Origin of the sequence: Acaryochloris thomasi RCC1774, from assembly GCF_003231495.1 — a bacterium.
Lineage (GTDB): Bacteria > Cyanobacteriota > Cyanobacteriia > Thermosynechococcales > Thermosynechococcaceae > RCC1774.
In genome coordinates, this window is sequence record NZ_PQWO01000004.1 from 218,312 (window position 1) to 234,853 (window position 16,542).

General features: G+C 51.8%; 12 protein-coding genes. 3 read left to right on the forward strand and 9 right to left on the reverse strand.

Annotation, left to right across the window (positions count from 1 at the left end; genetic code table 11):
• Positions 1-11: 11 nt before the first annotated feature.
• The 3 genes from C1752_RS08720 to C1752_RS08730 all read right to left on the reverse strand — a co-directional run bounded on the left by C1752_RS08720 (position 12) and on the right by C1752_RS08730 (position 3,707).
• Positions 12-1,037, reverse strand: a complete 1,026-nt coding sequence (locus tag C1752_RS08720; RefSeq protein ID WP_110985673.1) for an ABC transporter permease — start codon at positions 1,035-1,037, stop codon at positions 12-14.
• A gap of 30 nt (positions 1,038-1,067) precedes the next feature.
• Positions 1,068-2,759, reverse strand: coding sequence for an ABC transporter substrate-binding protein (locus C1752_RS08725; RefSeq protein ID WP_233501467.1), 1,692 nt, complete (start codon positions 2,757-2,759; stop codon positions 1,068-1,070).
• Positions 2,760-2,909: 150 nt separating this feature from the next.
• The gene (locus C1752_RS08730; protein WP_110985674.1) at positions 2,910-3,707 is read right to left on the reverse strand and encodes a hypothetical protein; all 798 of its coding nucleotides are present in this window, start codon (positions 3,705-3,707) and stop codon (positions 2,910-2,912) included.
• Positions 3,708-3,936: 229 nt separating this feature from the next.
• On the opposite strand from C1752_RS08730, the gene cobA reads away from it, so the two are divergent.
• Complete coding sequence (gene cobA, locus C1752_RS08735) at positions 3,937-5,580, forward strand: uroporphyrinogen-III C-methyltransferase (protein WP_110985675.1); 1,644 nt, start codon at positions 3,937-3,939, stop codon at positions 5,578-5,580.
• A 165-nt stretch (positions 5,581-5,745) separates the two neighbouring features.
• Here cobA and C1752_RS08740 read toward each other — a convergent pair whose 3' ends face one another.
• From C1752_RS08740 to C1752_RS08765, 5 genes are all read right to left on the reverse strand, one after another.
• Positions 5,746-6,972 (reverse strand): family 10 glycosylhydrolase, encoded by a 1,227-nt coding sequence (locus tag C1752_RS08740; RefSeq protein ID WP_110985676.1) that lies wholly within the window; start codon positions 6,970-6,972, stop codon positions 5,746-5,748.
• Between the two features lie 60 nt (positions 6,973-7,032).
• The gene (locus tag C1752_RS08745) at positions 7,033-7,785 is read right to left on the reverse strand and encodes a LemA family protein (protein ID WP_110985677.1); all 753 of its coding nucleotides are present in this window, start codon (positions 7,783-7,785) and stop codon (positions 7,033-7,035) included.
• 50 nt (positions 7,786-7,835) lie between these two features.
• Entirely contained in the window at positions 7,836-9,530 is a 1,695-nt protein-coding gene (locus tag C1752_RS08750) for a TPM domain-containing protein (protein ID WP_233501469.1), read from the reverse strand.
• Positions 9,531-9,663: 133 nt separating this feature from the next.
• Entirely contained in the window at positions 9,664-11,646 is a 1,983-nt protein-coding gene (locus C1752_RS28900) for a TPM domain-containing protein (RefSeq protein WP_233501472.1), read from the reverse strand.
• Positions 11,647-11,696: 50 nt separating this feature from the next.
• Positions 11,697-12,173, reverse strand: coding sequence for a hypothetical protein (locus C1752_RS08765; RefSeq protein WP_233501474.1), 477 nt, complete (start codon positions 12,171-12,173; stop codon positions 11,697-11,699).
• Positions 12,174-12,680: 507 nt separating this feature from the next.
• On the opposite strand from C1752_RS08765, the gene pntA reads away from it, so the two are divergent.
• Positions 12,681-14,303, forward strand: a complete 1,623-nt coding sequence (gene pntA / locus C1752_RS08775) for a Re/Si-specific NAD(P)(+) transhydrogenase subunit alpha (protein ID WP_110985680.1) — start codon at positions 12,681-12,683, stop codon at positions 14,301-14,303.
• A 174-nt stretch (positions 14,304-14,477) separates the two neighbouring features.
• A complete protein-coding gene (gene pntB / locus C1752_RS08780) occupies positions 14,478-15,908 on the forward strand; it encodes a Re/Si-specific NAD(P)(+) transhydrogenase subunit beta (RefSeq protein WP_110985681.1) in 1,431 nt (476 codons plus the stop codon).
• Positions 15,909-16,050: 142 nt separating this feature from the next.
• Here pntB and C1752_RS08785 read toward each other — a convergent pair whose 3' ends face one another.
• The gene (locus C1752_RS08785) at positions 16,051-16,542 is read right to left on the reverse strand and encodes a SixA phosphatase family protein (RefSeq protein WP_110985682.1); all 492 of its coding nucleotides are present in this window, start codon (positions 16,540-16,542) and stop codon (positions 16,051-16,053) included.

The following is a 16,542-nucleotide window of genomic DNA, read 5'->3' on the forward strand; positions in this document are numbered from 1 at the left end:
CCAAGCAAATATCAATACCGAATGCGGGGATCAATGTAGGCGTTCACAATATCGATCGCAATACTGGTAAGCACAACAATTAGTGCAAAAAAGACAATGACGCCCTGCACCGTGGGGTAGTCGCGATCGCCAATCGCTGCATAAAGACGATTGCCGAGCCCTGGCCAAGAGAACGTTACCTCTGTGAGCACAGCACCCCCTAACATTGAGGCCGTTGTTAGCCCCAAAATGGTCACAACGGGAATCAAGGCATTACGTAGCGCGTGACTCAAAAGTACCCGCCGTTCAGGGATGCCCCTGGCTTTGGCCGCTTCAACATAATCGGCCCTCAGTGTTTGCTTGAGATTGACCCGAACAATACGCTCAAAGATACCGCTCAGCACCAGCCCTAACGTGAAGCTAGGCAGCGCTAAATAGTAGAGCGTGGCACCAAATGCCTCGAAATTACCGCTCAGGAGACTGTCAATGAGATATAGACCGGTCGGACCCTCGGGGGGAAGCATTCGAATCGGGAAACGAGTCCCGTTGGGAAACCAGCCCAGTTTGACGGCAAAGAGCAGCTTCAGCAACATGCCAGCCCAAAAAAGCGGTAGTGCGTAAGTGATGATGCCAAACAAACGTCCTCCTGCATCTAGAGCAGTGCCCGGACGAGAGGCCGAGAGCACACCTGCTCCAACGCCAATCAAGAGGGCAAACACCATGCTGCAGATCGCGAGTTCAGCGGTGGCGGGGAAAAAATCTTGAATAATATCCCAAACCGGCTGACCTCTGCTGGTGAGAGAAGTACCCAGATCGAAGCTCAGCAGGTGCTTGAGGTAGTCAAAGTATTGCTCGAGCAGTGGCTTTGCTAGCCCGAGCTGCTCCCGGACGAGAGCCTTTTGTGATTCTGGTGCGCGCGGCCCCAAGATTACGTCTACGGTGTCTCCGGGGGTCGCTCTCAGCAGTAAAAACACCACGGTGCTAATCACCCAGACCATAAGGGGAGCCAGCATGAGGCGGGTGATGATGTAGGCCTGGAGCGCATGGGAGCGAGACATAGGGCGTTAACCTTCAATGTTTTTGAGGCTTTAGGATTTTTTGAGGGGCCAGAAGGGGAGATGTTGGGTCGGCTCCAATCGAATGCCTTTAACATTATCCTGGGCAAATGCGTACTCACGCCGCTGCCAGAGCGGAATATAGGGGACATCTTCCGCCACGATGTCTTGAATTTCTGCAAAAATCTTTTGTCGCTCCTGTGGATCTTGAGACTGGCGCTCTTGATCGATGAGTTGGTTCATGCGTTCTCGATAGTAAAACGACCCTTGCACAACCGTCGCTCCGGTCTGACAGCCCTCTTCTTCTGATCCTTTGCTGCAGGCTAAGAAGGGCTGGATATAGGTGTCAGGATCATAAAAGTCTCCGGTGTAGTCGAGCATAAACAGGTTGTAACGCCCTTGATTTTGACTGATGTAAGCCTGTGCAGAGTCCATGCTCTCAAGATCTACGGTGACCAAGCCATCAAGCTGTCGCTCTATTGATGATTTGATGGCTTGAGCGGCTGGAGCATCGCTCGGGACGTTACTGCGATAGCCAAGGGTCAGCTTGATGGACTTGCTTTTGGAATAGCCTCCTGCTCTGAGCCGCTCCTTTGCCTGAGCTGCTGGGTTAATATCGGCGGCAGTCCGAAAAACAGACTTTGACTCTGGATAAATACTGGGGATGAGGCTGTACAGTGGCTCTACCTGATCTCGAGAGATTCGATTTTGCAGACTTTGCCGGTCAATGACGAGAGCGATGGCCTGCCGTACTTCTATTTTGTTCAGCGGCGGATCTCGGAGGTTGAGGCTCAAGTAAGTGATGTTGCTGCCAGGACCGGTAATCGTTTGCCAGTCACCCGTTTGCTCTGCAGTACTCACCAATACCCCGATTTGATCGGGGTTGAGGGATTGATAGGCAATATCCACTAGGCCGGAACGGAAGGCATTGTAGAGGCTGGCTGCGTTGTTGTAGCGTTTGACGGTGACGCTTTTGTTCTCAGGGGGGTCGCCCCAATACTGGTCAAAGGGGGTGAGCTTGAGGTTGTCTAGGGTATCGCTGGTCAGGCGATAGGGGCCTGTGCCTACAAATGTTGATCGCCGAAAGGTTTCGACCTGATCTGTATAGGCCTGGGGAGAAACGGGAGTCAGTCCCGAAAATGCAAGTAGGGCTGGGAAGGCGACAAAGGGCTTCTTTAAACGAATCTTGAGCTTATGAGATGCGATCTCATCTACTTTCTCTACCGTATCTGACAGCAGAAAGGAGGGCTGCCCGCCGTTATCAATAAACCGCTGCAGTGAAAAAGCCATCGCCTTGGCATCAAAAGGCGTCCCGTCATGGAACACAACATCTTGACGCAGATCGATTTGATACTCCAAACCATCCTCGCTAACCTCAGGCATTGCCGTTGCGAGCTGCGGCACAAGTTCGCCCTCTTTGTAGGTATAGAGGCGATCCCCGAGGTTGTAGAGCAAATTGCCCGTGAACACTTTGTAGGCATCTGCCGGGTCCAGCGTGCGAATTTTGGCTGTGGTTCCCAGCGTCAGCGTACTAGTGATCGCGGGCGGACTAGTGCTTGGAGTCGGCGTCGGGCTGGGCGTTGGCGCAGAACTAAACCATTGGCGACAACCGACCGTCACGACCATGCAAAGACCGAATAAAGCGATAAGTAGCGGTCGCTGGAAAGCTGTGCTCCAGACGCTGCGACTCTGTAGTCTGCGTAACCATCGAGGGAGTTTTGCCAAGGGAATAATCGCTCCGATACGACTCTAGGCCAAATAGCACAATACCGAGACGACCTGAATCAGCAGTCTCGGTATGGGTTGCTTAGCTATTGTATCGGGGAGTCTTACCCTTTTGTACTCAGAAAGGACGACCCAAGCCTGAGGCTCGGACTAGTTCAATCCGACTTTATACAAGCCCCGAACGGGAGCCTGAGAGCTGGCAGACGCGAGCACAATAGGCTCTTGACCAACGCCGATGGCAACTTCCATGCCGGCCTCTTCAAAAATGGCCTTAGGCGCAACGGGGTTGCTCATGTCGAAGCCCTTCAGCAGAACCCGACCGTTAGCAACCCGATCGCCGGAGCTGATCGTGCGAGCGGTCTTCTCTTCCGGTGCCTGGACGATGGCTTGCGGTCTGCCAGCCATCACGACAATTCCCTGAACCTGAACTTCTTTTGCCGCCGTAGGTTCGGGGGCTGGTAAAGGGGGAAGCACCGCTTTACCCGGAGAAGTACTCGGTGACGATTTAGGAGTAGCCGTACTGGGTGGGCTGAGGCGAGTGCTGCTGCCCCGCGTGGCTGCTGTCGACCTTGTTGTTGGTCTAGCACCTGGCGCTGTCCGCCCGCCGCTGCCGCCTGCGCTGGGACGAACGCCAGAACCAGGGCGACTTTGAGGCTGAGCTGGCGAAACCAAAGGACGGAAGGGATCGGCCCGACCGCTCTGGATGGTGCGCACCCGTTCTTCAGGATCTGTTGGACGGATCAGGGCCACGGTGGCCGGGGCTGTTGTGCTCTGATCCACTGCAGCGATCGAGACAACCTCTGGAACTGATGTCGCCTCTACAGTGTCAGACGGCACAGCTTTTGTATCTTTTGAAATGGCATTTGACTTTAGCTCACTGCCAGAATTGCATCCACTTAAAGCTATTGCCAGGAGCGTTAAGGTTACTCCAACTGCAGATCGACGCATCTGCTCCTCCTTAAAGGTCACATCTAAAAAACTAACTGAAATATTCCCGATCAGCCAGTGACGGGCTTGAGAACTGGCTTTGCGCGATCAAGATCGCACCCCCAATCTAGAACCAGCTTTGTTTGACCGTACAATGCAGTCTAGATGTTAGCTCCATTGTACTCATGTCATTGAACAGCTTGGTCGCAATAATGGGCAGGGTCAACGGAGACCTGTACCTCTCAGGGAAATGAGTAAGCAGCAGGGCAAGGTAGATATTGTTGGTGCTGGACCTGGGGGTCTAGCCTATCTAACCTTGGCTGGGAAAAGCCTGATTGTTCAGGCCGAGGTTCTTATTTATGATGCCCTGATCCATTCCGAAATATTAACTTTGGCGACAGAAGACTGTGTGCGTTTGTCAGTCGGCAAACGGGGAGGGCAGCCGAGCACGCCACAGGACCAGATTAACCAGCTTCTGGTCGAGCAGTGTCAGCAAGGTAAACGGGTGGTGCGCTTAAAGTGCGGCGATCCTTTCATTTTTGGACGAACAGCGGCTGAGTTGCAGATGTTGAAAAGACATGGCTGTGCGGCCCAGGTGTGGCCGGGACTCTCTTCTGTGTTTACGGCTCCTTTGCTGGCGGGCATTCCGCTTACAGATGCGCGATTGAGCGGAAGTTTTGTCGTCATCAGTGGTCACGCGCCTGATCTCATCAACTGGTCGGCAGTGGCGCACATAGAGACTCTGGTGATTTTGATGGGCACCCAGACTTTATCGACAATCATTGAGCAGCTTTTGCGGCAGGGGCAAGATCCAGCCCGCCCCATCGCAATTATTCGTCGGGGTGGATGGCCGCAGCAGCAGGTTTGGGTGGGAACACTGGCAACAATTGAGCCGCAAATCCAAGGTGAAGTGCTGTCTCCGGCGGTTATTGTTGTGGGTGAGGTGGTCACTCTACGATCATCCTTGGAGGTTGCGGCTCCCAGCCATCTTCAATCTGCCGAGGATTTCAAGCGGGTGTCGCCAGCCAATGATGTCCTGCTGTCACGTTCTCTATCCATGACTGATGCCAATCGACCGCTTGCGGGTAAAACAGTCCTTGTGACGCGCTCGGCGTCTCAGGCGAAAGGGTTTTGCGATCGCATCTCTACTGCCGGAGCCACGGTCCTAGAGATGCCCGCTATCGAGATTGTTCCGCCTTCTGACTGGAGTGAATTGGATGATGCGATCGCAACCCTAGAAAAATTCCACTGGTTGATTCTCACCTCTGCCAACGGCGTCAACTACTTCTTAGATCGGCTAATCGAGAATGGGAAAGACTTGCGATCGCTCAGTCACCTCAAAATTGCTGTTGTGGGTCGCAAAACCGCCACCACCCTCAAAGAGAGAGGACTGCAGGCTGACTTTATCCCTCCCAGCTTTGTGGCCGACTCCCTAGTCGAACATTTCCCGCAGCAAGATCTTCGCGATCTACCCATGCTGTTCCCAAGGGTTGAAACCGGAGGGCGTGACGTATTGGTTGCTCAGTTCAAAGCTCAGGGGGCAGACATCACCGAAGCCCCTGCCTATCAATCACAGTGTACCCGCAGCATCAGCCCCTCAGTGCTAGAAGCGCTGCAGACGCGGTCTGTTGACGTGATTACCTTTGCCAGCTCTAAGACCGTTCAGTGCTTCTGTCAGCTTTTGCAGCATACCGCCACGGCTGCAGGACAAAACTGGCTGCAGTGGATTCAACAGGCTCAGATTGCCTCCATCGGTCCCCAAACCTCTGCCACCTGTGAACAGCTTCTGGGACGGGTCGATGTAGAAGCGTCAGAATATACGCTAGAAGGTCTAATACAAAGCATCTTGGATCACTGCATCAAGCCTGAAGCCAACATCTTGAATAAAGAATAGTGAACCTAACTTTTTGCAGTGATTTAGATCACAGTAGTCTGTGATCTCTAGCACAGCGACCCGTCACCCCGGCCGTCATGATACTTATGCCTTCTATAAGGTATACGCAATACAAAACAGGGATTGTCAGATGTGGCGGTCCTTTTTTCTATGCTTTTGACGAAATCAGGAATCCTGCACACTCTTTGAAACCAGGCGATTGACGTTGGCCGCAGTGGTCTCGGGCTTGCCGGAGAGCGGAAAAACCAACACGCTCTTAATGGCTTTATTCTCGATCAGCTCGGGTAGACGATGGAGCTGATTGTCGGTGATCGCAATGCCTGCATGTTTTCTGGCATATTCTAGCTCCTTGTCAAAATTAGCCTCGTTATAGGCCTGCACAAAGACGCGGTCCACATCCCAGTTTTTCCAGTCAGCAGCGAAATATCGTTTGGACCAGTAGGGGTTGTGGTGACAGAGATCGAAGCTCACATCAGGATTGACCTTTTTCATCGCCTGAATCATCGCTTGAGAAAATTTAGTCAGACTTTCTGTTCGATCGACATCTCCAGGGAGTTCGGCATGGTAGCCCAAGTAGTCGTCCCACTGAACCGCATCAATGGTGGGATACTTTTGAGCAAACTCAGCCAGGATATCCCTGAAAAAATCAGACACCTCAGGATTTGCTACGTCTAGGACATGATGTTCGACATTACTGTAGGTGCGGTCAATACCAGGAACCGTCCATTTCTGTGACATGGCTAAATCGAAAAGCGGACTGTTTTTATCGATCTTGATGCCTTTCTCAAAATAGGCATGAACCTGCATATCTTGCTTATGGGCTTCATCTATGAGCCAGTCTAGCCACTGAGCTTGAAACTTATTGGGGCAGCTATCGTAGCCGAGCTTTTTTGCCATCACCTTGCTCTTGTACATGGTGCAGGCATTCCCCCAAACGCCGTGGAGAATGGTGTTAAATCCCTGGGAACGGTAGTAGCGGACTCTTTCGCGAATGGTTTCTTCCGAGGCGTTGTTGGTGACTTGATAGCGGCTCAGATAAATTCCTCGCATCTCTTTTTGATACCAAGGTGACTGAGGCTGGTCTCTCTCCTGCGGTGGCTTTGCTGTGATCGTCTCGGGTGCCTTCTCAATCTCAGGTGGATCTGTGGCCGGAAGAATGGCGGTGGGGAGCGGCGTTGGCACCGGGGGCACTGCAGGAGTTGATGGATTTAGATTGACGGTTAGATCTAGAACCGGAAGCGTGAGGGTTTGATCGGGGGGGACGTATCGGCTGATCTCTCGATTTTGCGGTTGACTGAACCACCAATATCCAGCCCCTAAGAAGAGCAGAATGACGGAGAAGGGAATACTGCCGCATCCGCAACCTTGGGGTTCTTTCTTTTGGCTCGCCATAATTCCGTTCACCCTAGATATTTTGTCGCTGGCTGTAGGAAAGCGTATCTCAACCAGTCCTTACTTTTGGACGCTCTTAAAAAAGGGCTGAGCTTGAAACTTCAGGCCTCCAGCAATCAAAACGGTGGGGAAATCTCGTAGTGACTGATTGTAGATCTGGACTGCTTGGTTGTAGCGCATCCGCTCAGTGGCCATTCGGTTCTCGGTTCCGGCAATTTCGTACTGCAGGTTGATGAACAGTTCGTTGGATTGAAGGGAGGGATTGCGAGCGGTGATAGTTTGGAAGTTTGCGATCGCATCTTTCACCCCCCCATCTGCAGCCTGCTTCTGGGCAATCGTTTCCGCATTAAGAAAAGCAGTCTGGGCCTTCGCTAGCTCTTGAATCATCTGCTGTTCTGAACTGGCGTAGGACTGCGCCACCTGCGTTAGCTGTGGAATCAAATCAGCACGGCGCTGCATCTGGTTTTCTACCTGTGCCCATTTACCTTCGACGGTGGATTTTGAGGCGTTGAGAGAATTGTAGGTTGCGCCAAACCAGATGGTTCCGAGGAGAGGGAGGAGAGTTGCGATCGCACCTCCGATCATCAAATACTGCCGCTGTTGTGTCTGACGCCGCTTTGCATCCTCCTGCTCTCGCTGAAGCTGTCTGTATGCCTGTTGAATCAGCTCGGCTGGAATCTGAGCTTCTGAACCTGCATCCATCAGTTCCTCAAGGGAGTAGCCCTCAGGGCCAGTATTCTGTAGATAAAGCTGGCCTGCCTTTTCTAGCACGACAGGAACGAGTTCTTCAGGAATGACGTTTTTAGAATTCATAGCAGGAAGCAAAATGGGTTAGCAAATCGAAATTAAAGAGAATCGGAGCACTACCAGCTCCCGCCCGCACCACCGCCACCGCTGCTGCCCCCGCCGAAACTGGAGCCGCTGGAAGAACTACTGGAAGAACTACTGGAAGAGCTGGAAGAACTCGATGAGCTATAGCTATAGCTGCTGTAACTACTAGAAGAGCTGGAAGAAGAGCTAGAGCGGCGCGGAATAGCCACTCGTTTTTCAATTGTTTTGTCACAGCAGGCACAGTGTCTCGTCACCAGTCTTTCTCCCTCCACACGGGTTGTCGCAGGTGTGAGAACTTTTGATATTTTCGTCACTGTGAGGGCATCACAGTCGCTGCAGCGCTCAAATTTCTGGGACCGCATGACTTCAGAGAACAGGTGCAGATCAAAGCCATCCTGAGCCAGAACAGGACTGCAGGCCGGACACTGCCAACCTTCGTAAATCGTACTTTTGATTTTCTTCGCCGCTTGTTCTGCTGGCTTGAGACGCTGTTGTAGAGCATCTTCCGCGAGGGGCTGCATGGGGCCATCGCACGATAAACACAGAACTTCGTTATGCTCACAGAGCGATCGCAACAGCCGTAGTGACCCCGCACAGGCACCACCAAAAGCCGCCAAAAACAAGGAGGGTAGGAAAAAGAACTCCTCGAAGATGCTAAATATCACGAGCATCATAAACAAAGCTACGAAACTAAACGTAAAGAGCGTAACCATAACGGTCTTTAGTGCTTTTCTTCCCTTAATATCGCGTTTAGCGCAGCACCAAAGCTCATAGCCGAACCAGGCCCAAATGAGCAGAAGCTTCAGCAGTATGCCTCCTGCAATTATGGAGGACACAACCCAAAGCCCCGCAAAAAGGCCAAACAAGGTCCACCAGCCTTGAAACACTGTTCGGGTTGGATTAAGAACAATACCCAGCTTGAGGGGGCGTCGCTCTGTACCCTCCAAAGGCGAGCAGTCTCCGGCTAACCAACGGAGGCCCGCCACCCACTGCCCTCTCCAGTCATCCGTTTTTACAGAGACTGTGCGCCCCAGCGGCGCAACTAAAATAGCCTGCTGCCCTCCCTTGAGCATTCTCTTTAGCTGCGCAGCTACGATGGCGACGAATACTACGGCCACAGCATTTGCACTGCTAAATAGCCCGCCTGTGTATCGATTGATTTGCTCTAAGGGTGTCGGTGGCTCAAAGATTTCGTTCTCTAACAAGGCGATCAGGGCTTGGGTTCCGTTGACGATACCCTCATCAAAGTTGCCCTGCTTAAACTGTGGCGTCACTTCAAGCCTTATGATTTTGCCCACCCTTGCATCGGGTAAGATTCCTTCTACGCCATAGCCTGTTTCGATTTCCGTGCGGCGATCGCCCTTAGAAACCATAAACAAAACCCCATTGTCTACCCCTTTTTTGCCAATTCCCCAGGTCTTGAATAGCTCTGTTGTGAACGTTTTGGGCGATGCTGAGGGCTGCGTATCCGGTACGGTGACCACCGCAATCTCTGCACCATTGGTGGCTTCCAGGGCTGAGAGCATCTGATTGAGCTGATCTTCACTGCTGGGACTGAGCAGATTGGCCATATCTGTGACCCAGACGTTGTTTTGACGCGGGTTGGGAACGGCAGACACTTCAATGGCTTGGCTGGGAACAAGCGATGACAGTAAGAAGCTGAGACCTAGGCCCAAGGCAAAGGTCGGCAAGATGCGATAGCAATATCTCAATTGGTTTAGAAGCACGGTTGCAGAAATAGAGTGTTCGAGAGGCAAAGAAAAACTGCTGAGTCAAGATGACAAGCTAGTTCTAGGGTTCCCCAGATCGAAGCTGTACTTGAGGAACTGCAATTTTGCAAAATTGAGCATCGCCTTGTCGTTACCAGCTTCCGCCCGCACCACCGCCGCCGCTGGAGCCGCCTCCAAAGCTGCCGCCACTACTGCCGCCAGAAGAACCACCAGCACTTCCTCCCGAGCTATAGCTACCGCTAGACCCGCTCGAATAACTTGAACTCGAAGAAGAACTACGTCTGACTTTGGGTTTGGGCTTGCGCTTCTGCCAACGTTTGATGTTTTCATAGCCACACAAATGACAAGTTTCCGTGCGGTAGTAGTAGATGTGAATCAAATCCCCAGATTTGCGCTGTGTCGTTTCGCTCTCTAAGGTATCGGCTTTACACTCGGGGCAGTCAGTCTTGGACTTGCGGAAACGGCGTTTTAGATAAGCGGTGCCGGGACGCTGCTCAGGATGACAATGCTGACAGCTATAAGCCTGATATTTGATATTGCCGATATCGATCGCGATCGCCTCTGCTTTACTTAAGCTTTCAGGGTGCAGCGTTGCTTTTCTCACTTGCTCAGAGAGGGTCAAGCCACGCTTGCCGAGACCAAAGCCACAGTCTCGGCAAGCGGTTTGTTTCTCTAGATGTTGTTTTTGAAAAGAAAGCCAGAGCTGCCGTAAGAGGTTGGCTAAATAGATAGACACCACCAATGAAAAAGCAGCGGAGATCTGTGCTGAAGTCACATCGGGAGCAAACGTGCTACTTGGTTCAGTCGCTGCCGTCAAGGCGGGGATAGTATAAAAGAGGAAACAGAGGATGCCGATTACCACCAGAGCAGAATTGACACATCCAGAGGCCGAAGACGTCTTAAAGAAGGTCTTGGCTGACCAGGGTTTCAGCTCACGCTGCCGACAAAACTTGGATTGCAGTTGAGCCACTCTGCAGGCCGTCAATCTCAATATTAACGACTGTCCCTTGATTAAACCCACAAATGCAGCAGGAATAGCCAGGAGAATCCAGGGAGTTTGCGATCGCATCAAAGCCACAATGGCCCATCCCATCAAACCTGCGCTGAGAGTCGCTAGTCCCACCCCTGCCAAACCGCCATAGCTATACATGCTCCATCCAAGCGGAGGCAATTGAATGGCGGCAGCCTGTAGCCTTACCCCTTCATTTAATTGTTGCTCCTGGGAATGGCCTCCAGTCGAGAGGCTATGGGGAGTGAGCTGCGCAGCCTTCAATCGACTTTGAACACGATTTAGGAAACAAACTAACCCCAGAATCGAGAGCAATCCCCCAGAGACTGAAAGTTGCTTATAGAGTGGCAAGCGTTGCTGTTGTTCCGCCTCCAACTCCACCCGCCGTCGCGCCTCAGCCAGTGATCGCTCCTGTTGACGCTGACGTTCTACTTGTCTCTGTTTTTCTCGTTTCTGTTGATACTGAAGCCGCCGTTTTGCTTGTTCTTCCTTGTAAAGTTTTTCCTGATGTCGCGCCACTGCCAAGGCAGCTGCCTTTTGGGTTAAAGGCTCCGAAATACTATCTGGCAGCTTCAGATCTGGGGCAATTCCCAAAACCACGGCCAGAGTCCCGTTGACAATCCCTGTCTCATAGGCCTCACGCTTAAACTCTGGAATCATCTCGGTGCGAATGATTGCCCCGACCTTTGCATCGGGCAAAATTGCTTCCATCCCGTACCCTGTCTCAATCTCAACTCGACGATCGCCCTTCGATACCATCACCAGCACACCGTTATCTTGCCCCTCTTTCCCAATCCCCCAGGTATTAAACAGTTCTGTAGTAAAGGCTTTAGGAGAAGCAGAGGGCGCAACATCAGGCACCGTCACGACGGCCACTTCTGCGCCATTGTTCTCTTCTAGCTGGGTGAGTAAAGCATTGAGCTGAGCTTCTGCATTGTCGCTAAGCAGATTAGCTTGATCTGAGACCCAACCCCCATTTGCCTGTCGCGGATTCACCACATCAGAAATTTGAATCGCAGTGCTGGGCAGCACGAGGGCTAGCAAGAAACTCAGACCTAAAACAAACCCTATTGGGGCGCGGTGTCCCATTCGTTGAGGGAGCATTGATTTCAAAGATTTATGAGAACAGTAGAGGACTCTGATGGCCACAGTTTTTATGCGGCAGGTTGTGAGGTCAATTCCTCTGGGGCCGTCCCGTTTTTGCAATAGCTTTGCGTCGCATTGAATGTGGACACGAATGATTGGGATGCCGCTGTATTTTGTGCGATCACAGCTTGGGCCTGCGGGCTGTCGTCGAAACTGCCGCTTGGACCTGAAAGCTGGGCCAGTTGGAGAGTGGCTTGACTTTGCTCTCGCATGGATTGAGCTAGGTGCGATCGCAAATTGCTCAGTTTTTTATCGTCTAGCTTCAATGCGTCTAAATCAGTCGCTGTTTGGGTTGCTAGCTTCGATAGCGTAGATAGACCACCCGGCTTATCCATCAGGGAGGGCGTGACTGAAGACAAGCTGTTGACAATATCTCCGACTTTCTGGCATTGCGCCACTTTGGTTTCGCCTCCGCAAGCGTTGATCAGACCGGCGCATAGGAGCATCGAGCATAGCAAGGCAGACGATAGACGCTGTGTTCTCATCGAATTCATCCGATTCCAGTGTTTTAGGGAGTGTGCCCACTGGAACGATCGTTGAGAACACTGAGAAACTTGATCTGCCGCATTGTTGGGAAATCTATACAACAGATTAAATATGCGCCGCTTATTCAGGGATCGATCTACAATTCAAAACTTATACCCAAATCAGTTCATCCTCGGGACTGAATAAAACTCCAGCGAAGCTTTAGTTCACTCATTAACTACAGGAGTTTTTACGTCACGAATGTCAGCGTTTTGAACCATTGCCCACGGCTGAGCCTGATCCAGAAAGCGATCCTAAGAAATGGATTCTCCTTGCTTAAGTCAAGCAGCCAGCACTCAATCTGAAGTTTAGATTCAGTAGAAATTATCTCCCCATTGCCCGTAAAGACCTTTAAGCCCTTGGCTACTTCTATCTCACGATCGCCTTGACCCATTTGCCTTACTGAGGCGCTAGGATACCAACAAGGCAATAAGTATTTATACCTACTAAAGTACAAAGGAGCGCTCATGACTGTTGCTGTTTCTAAAGCAGTTGACACCAGCCCAGCCCAAGAGGCATCAACTCAGACTCAGCTTGTGGTGGGAATTCCCAAAGAGGTTTTTCCCGGAGAGTGCCGCGTTGCCGCTACGCCAGAAACATCACAAAAGCTGCAAAAGCTTGGCTTCAAGGTCCTGATCGAATCCGGTGCCGGTGCCGCCGCTAATTTTTCAGATACCGCCTATGAAGAGGCCGGTTGTCACATCGTTTCTGACGCTGCAACCCTCTGGGGATCGTCAAAAATCATCCTCAAGGTGCGCGCGCCACAGGTGAATCCTGCTTCCAGTCAGCATGAGTCAGAGCTGCTCACCGAAGATAAAACGCTGATTAGCTTTATTTGGCCTGCTCAAAATGCTGAGTTGCTAGAACAGCTTGCTGCTCGCAAAGCAACCGTCCTGGCAATGGACTCGATCCCCAGAATCTCGCGGGCGCAGAAAATGGATGCCCTTAGCTCGATGGCAAACATTGCCGGGTATCGAGCCGTGATTGAGGCTGCTCAAAACTTTGGTCGCTTTTTCACTGGACAAATCACTGCTGCGGGTAAAGTGCCGCCAGCGAAAGTGCTGGTAATTGGTGCAGGCGTGGCGGGTCTCGCGGCCATTGGTGCCGCCCGTAGCTTGGGTGCAATTGTGCGAGCCTTTGATACGCGACCTGTTGTCAAAGAACAGGTTCAAAGCATGGGGGCTGAATTCTTAGAGCTTGAGTTTGAAGAAGATGGCACAGGCCAGGGTGGCTATGCCAAAACGATGAGTAAAGAGTTCATCGACGCAGAAATGGCGCTGTTTTTAGAGCAGGCCCATGACGTCGATATCATCGTCACTACCGCACTGATTCCTGGTCGTCCAGCGCCGAAGCTGATCACCGAAGAAATGGTAAACGCCATGAAAGATGGCTCTGTGATTGTCGATATGGCGGCAGAGCAGGGCGGTAACTGTGAGCTAACGAAGCCCAACGAAATTTATTGCCACAACGGGGTTTCCATTCTGGGTCTAACGGATCTACCTAGCCGGATGGCGAGTCAGTCCAGTCAGCTGTACGGCACCAACCTCTGGCATCTGCTCAAGGATATGGGCGGCTCTGACAACTACAATGTCAATTTTGAAGACGAGGTGGTGCGGGGCGCGTTGGTCATGCACGAAGGTGAGATCACTTGGCCTGCCCCTAAGCCTGAACCCAGTCCGGCGGCGGCAGCTCCAGCGCAAAAAGCTGAGGTCCAAGCACCGACTGCAGTGGTTGAAGCTGAACCGTTTCCTTTAAAAGGTTTGCTGTGGCCTGTATTAGCAGGTCTAGCGTTAGTGGGCGTTGGTATTGGTGCACCGCCATCTTTCCTCTCGCACTTCACCGTGTTTGTGTTGGCCTGTTTTGTGGGCTGGCAGGTGATCTGGAATGTTTCTCCAGCCTTGCATACGCCTTTGATGAGTGTGACCAACGCCATTAGCGGCATTATTATTCTCGGCGGAATGCTCCAGATTTCGGGGCCGCTGACCTCGCCGACGACTGTTTTAGGTGCGATCGCAATTCTAGTGGGCACCATCAATATCTCCGGGGGCTTTTTGGTCACCCAACGAATGCTGCAGATGTTCCGTAAGTAGAGTGTGGGGTGTTTGTAAGGGGTGGTTGAGCAGTATCACCGACTTTGAACTAGCTCCCCAATTCTGGGGGGAGAGTAGCGACGGTTATTCTCGTCATCACCATTTGATACGTTTTCTGAAATCTAAATCTATTTACCCAGTACCGACTAACAGCTACGGAAGAAGAAATTAGCTATGACCAATAGTCTTGTCACCGTCGCTTATATTGCGGCTAGTGCGTTATTCATTCTAAGTCTGGCTGGCCTCTCTAACCAAGAGACTGCCCGCAAAGGAAACCTCTACGGCATTGCCGGAATGCTGATTGCCTTTGTCGCCACTGCCCTAGGTAGCCAGGTGACAGGATATACAACCCTCATTGCCGTGATTATCCCCGGCGTGATCATTGGGGCGATTTTAGCTTCTCGGGTCGCCATGACCTCTATGCCTGAGCTAGTTGCCATTCTGCACAGCTTCGTCGGCTTAGCCGCCGTACTGGTGGGAATCGGCAACTATCTGCAGCCGGAGTCAGGTTTGACTGGATCTGAAGAAGTGATTCACCAGATCGAAATCTATATCGGTGTCTTTATTGGGGCCGTTACTTTCACCGGTTCCATCATCGCCTTCGGTAAGCTACGGGCCATTTTGGGCAGTAAGCCTCTAATGCTTCCCGGCCGCCATATTTTGAATATCAGTCTGTTGGTGGCAACCGTTGTCTTTGGTGTGCAGTTCATGGGGGCTGACAGCACTGCCGCTGGCCTCACGCCACTGTTGATTATGACGGGTCTGGCAAGCTTTCTTGGCATTCACCTCGTGGTTTCCATTGGTGGGGCTGACATGCCGGTGGTGATTTCTATGCTGAACAGCTACTCTGGCTGGGCGGCTGCAGCGGCGGGCTTTATGCTCTCTAACGACCTGCTGATTATTATTGGTGCGCTTGTTGGCAGCAGTGGTGCGATTCTGAGCTACATCATGTGTGAAGCGATGAACCGCTCTTTCTTCAGCGTTATTCTAGGCGGATTTGGTACTGGAGCACCTACCGGCGAAGCGAAGAAAATTGAAGGTGAAGCGACACCGACCACCGTTGAAGAGACGGCTGAAAAGCTGCGGAACGCCAAGAACATCATTATCGCCCCTGGTTATGGAATGGCTGTGGCTCAGGCTCAGCATTCGGTGGCTCAGATTACGAAGAATCTGAGAGATCGCGGTGCTAATGTCCGTTTCGGGATTCACCCTGTTGCCGGTCGTCTACCCGGTCACATGAACGTGCTGCTAGCTGAGGCCAATCTCCCCTACGACATCGTGCTGGAGATGGACGAAATCAACGATGACTTTGGTGAAACCGATCTGGTGCTTGTGATTGGCGCTAACGATACGGTGAACCCCAGTGCAATCGAAGATCCCAACAGCCCCATTGCCGGGATGCCGGTTCTCGAAGTTTGGAACGCTGAAAATGTTGTGGTTATGAAGCGCAGCCTTGGTAGCGGCTATGCAGGTGTTGATAATCCTCTGTTTTATAAAGAGAACACTGACATGCTGTTTGGTGATGCTCGGGAGAACGTGGATGCCATTCTTGGTCAGTTGGCGGCCAAGTCTTCTGGCAAAACTTTGGTGGGAGCCGGAAAGTAGACCTCTTTGGAAGTTGAAGTCAGCCGACTTTGCTTCCAGCCAATATAAATAAAGGGTAGTCAGCATTCGTGTTGTCTACCCTTTGTTCTTAGAATCCATCGATCATCTTGGCTGTATGCCATTGATGGTCGATTTAAAGAACCTACGGCTGAAAAAGTTTAGGCTGCAACAACCACCGAAGAACCCCTTGCCCACAGGTAACCTGTTGCCAAATATCGACATCAAAATCGATCCGCGCTATTGCTCCCGTAGGGAAGCGGAGCTGTCCCCCTCCAATCAGCTGTGATGCTAAAGCTGAGCAAGTGGGTTCGTGGCCTGCTAACAGCAAAGTATTGATCTCGATAGCGACCTGATGAATGATAGTCAGAACCTGGGTAGGGCTAGCCTCATAAAGCTGATTGGTGACCTGGACTGGACAGCCCCATTGTCCCGCCTGCAGGGCTAGCTCCACTGTTCGTTTGGCTCTGACAGCAGAAGAAGTAATCACGAGATCGGGTGTTGCATTGCTCAATAGACGACCCATTGTTTTGGCGGTTTCAATACCCCGCTTTGTGAGGTTGCGATCGCAATCCTTTTTATAAACCGCACTCCAGTCAGACTTACCGTGACGAAAAAGGATGAGTTTCTTACTCAT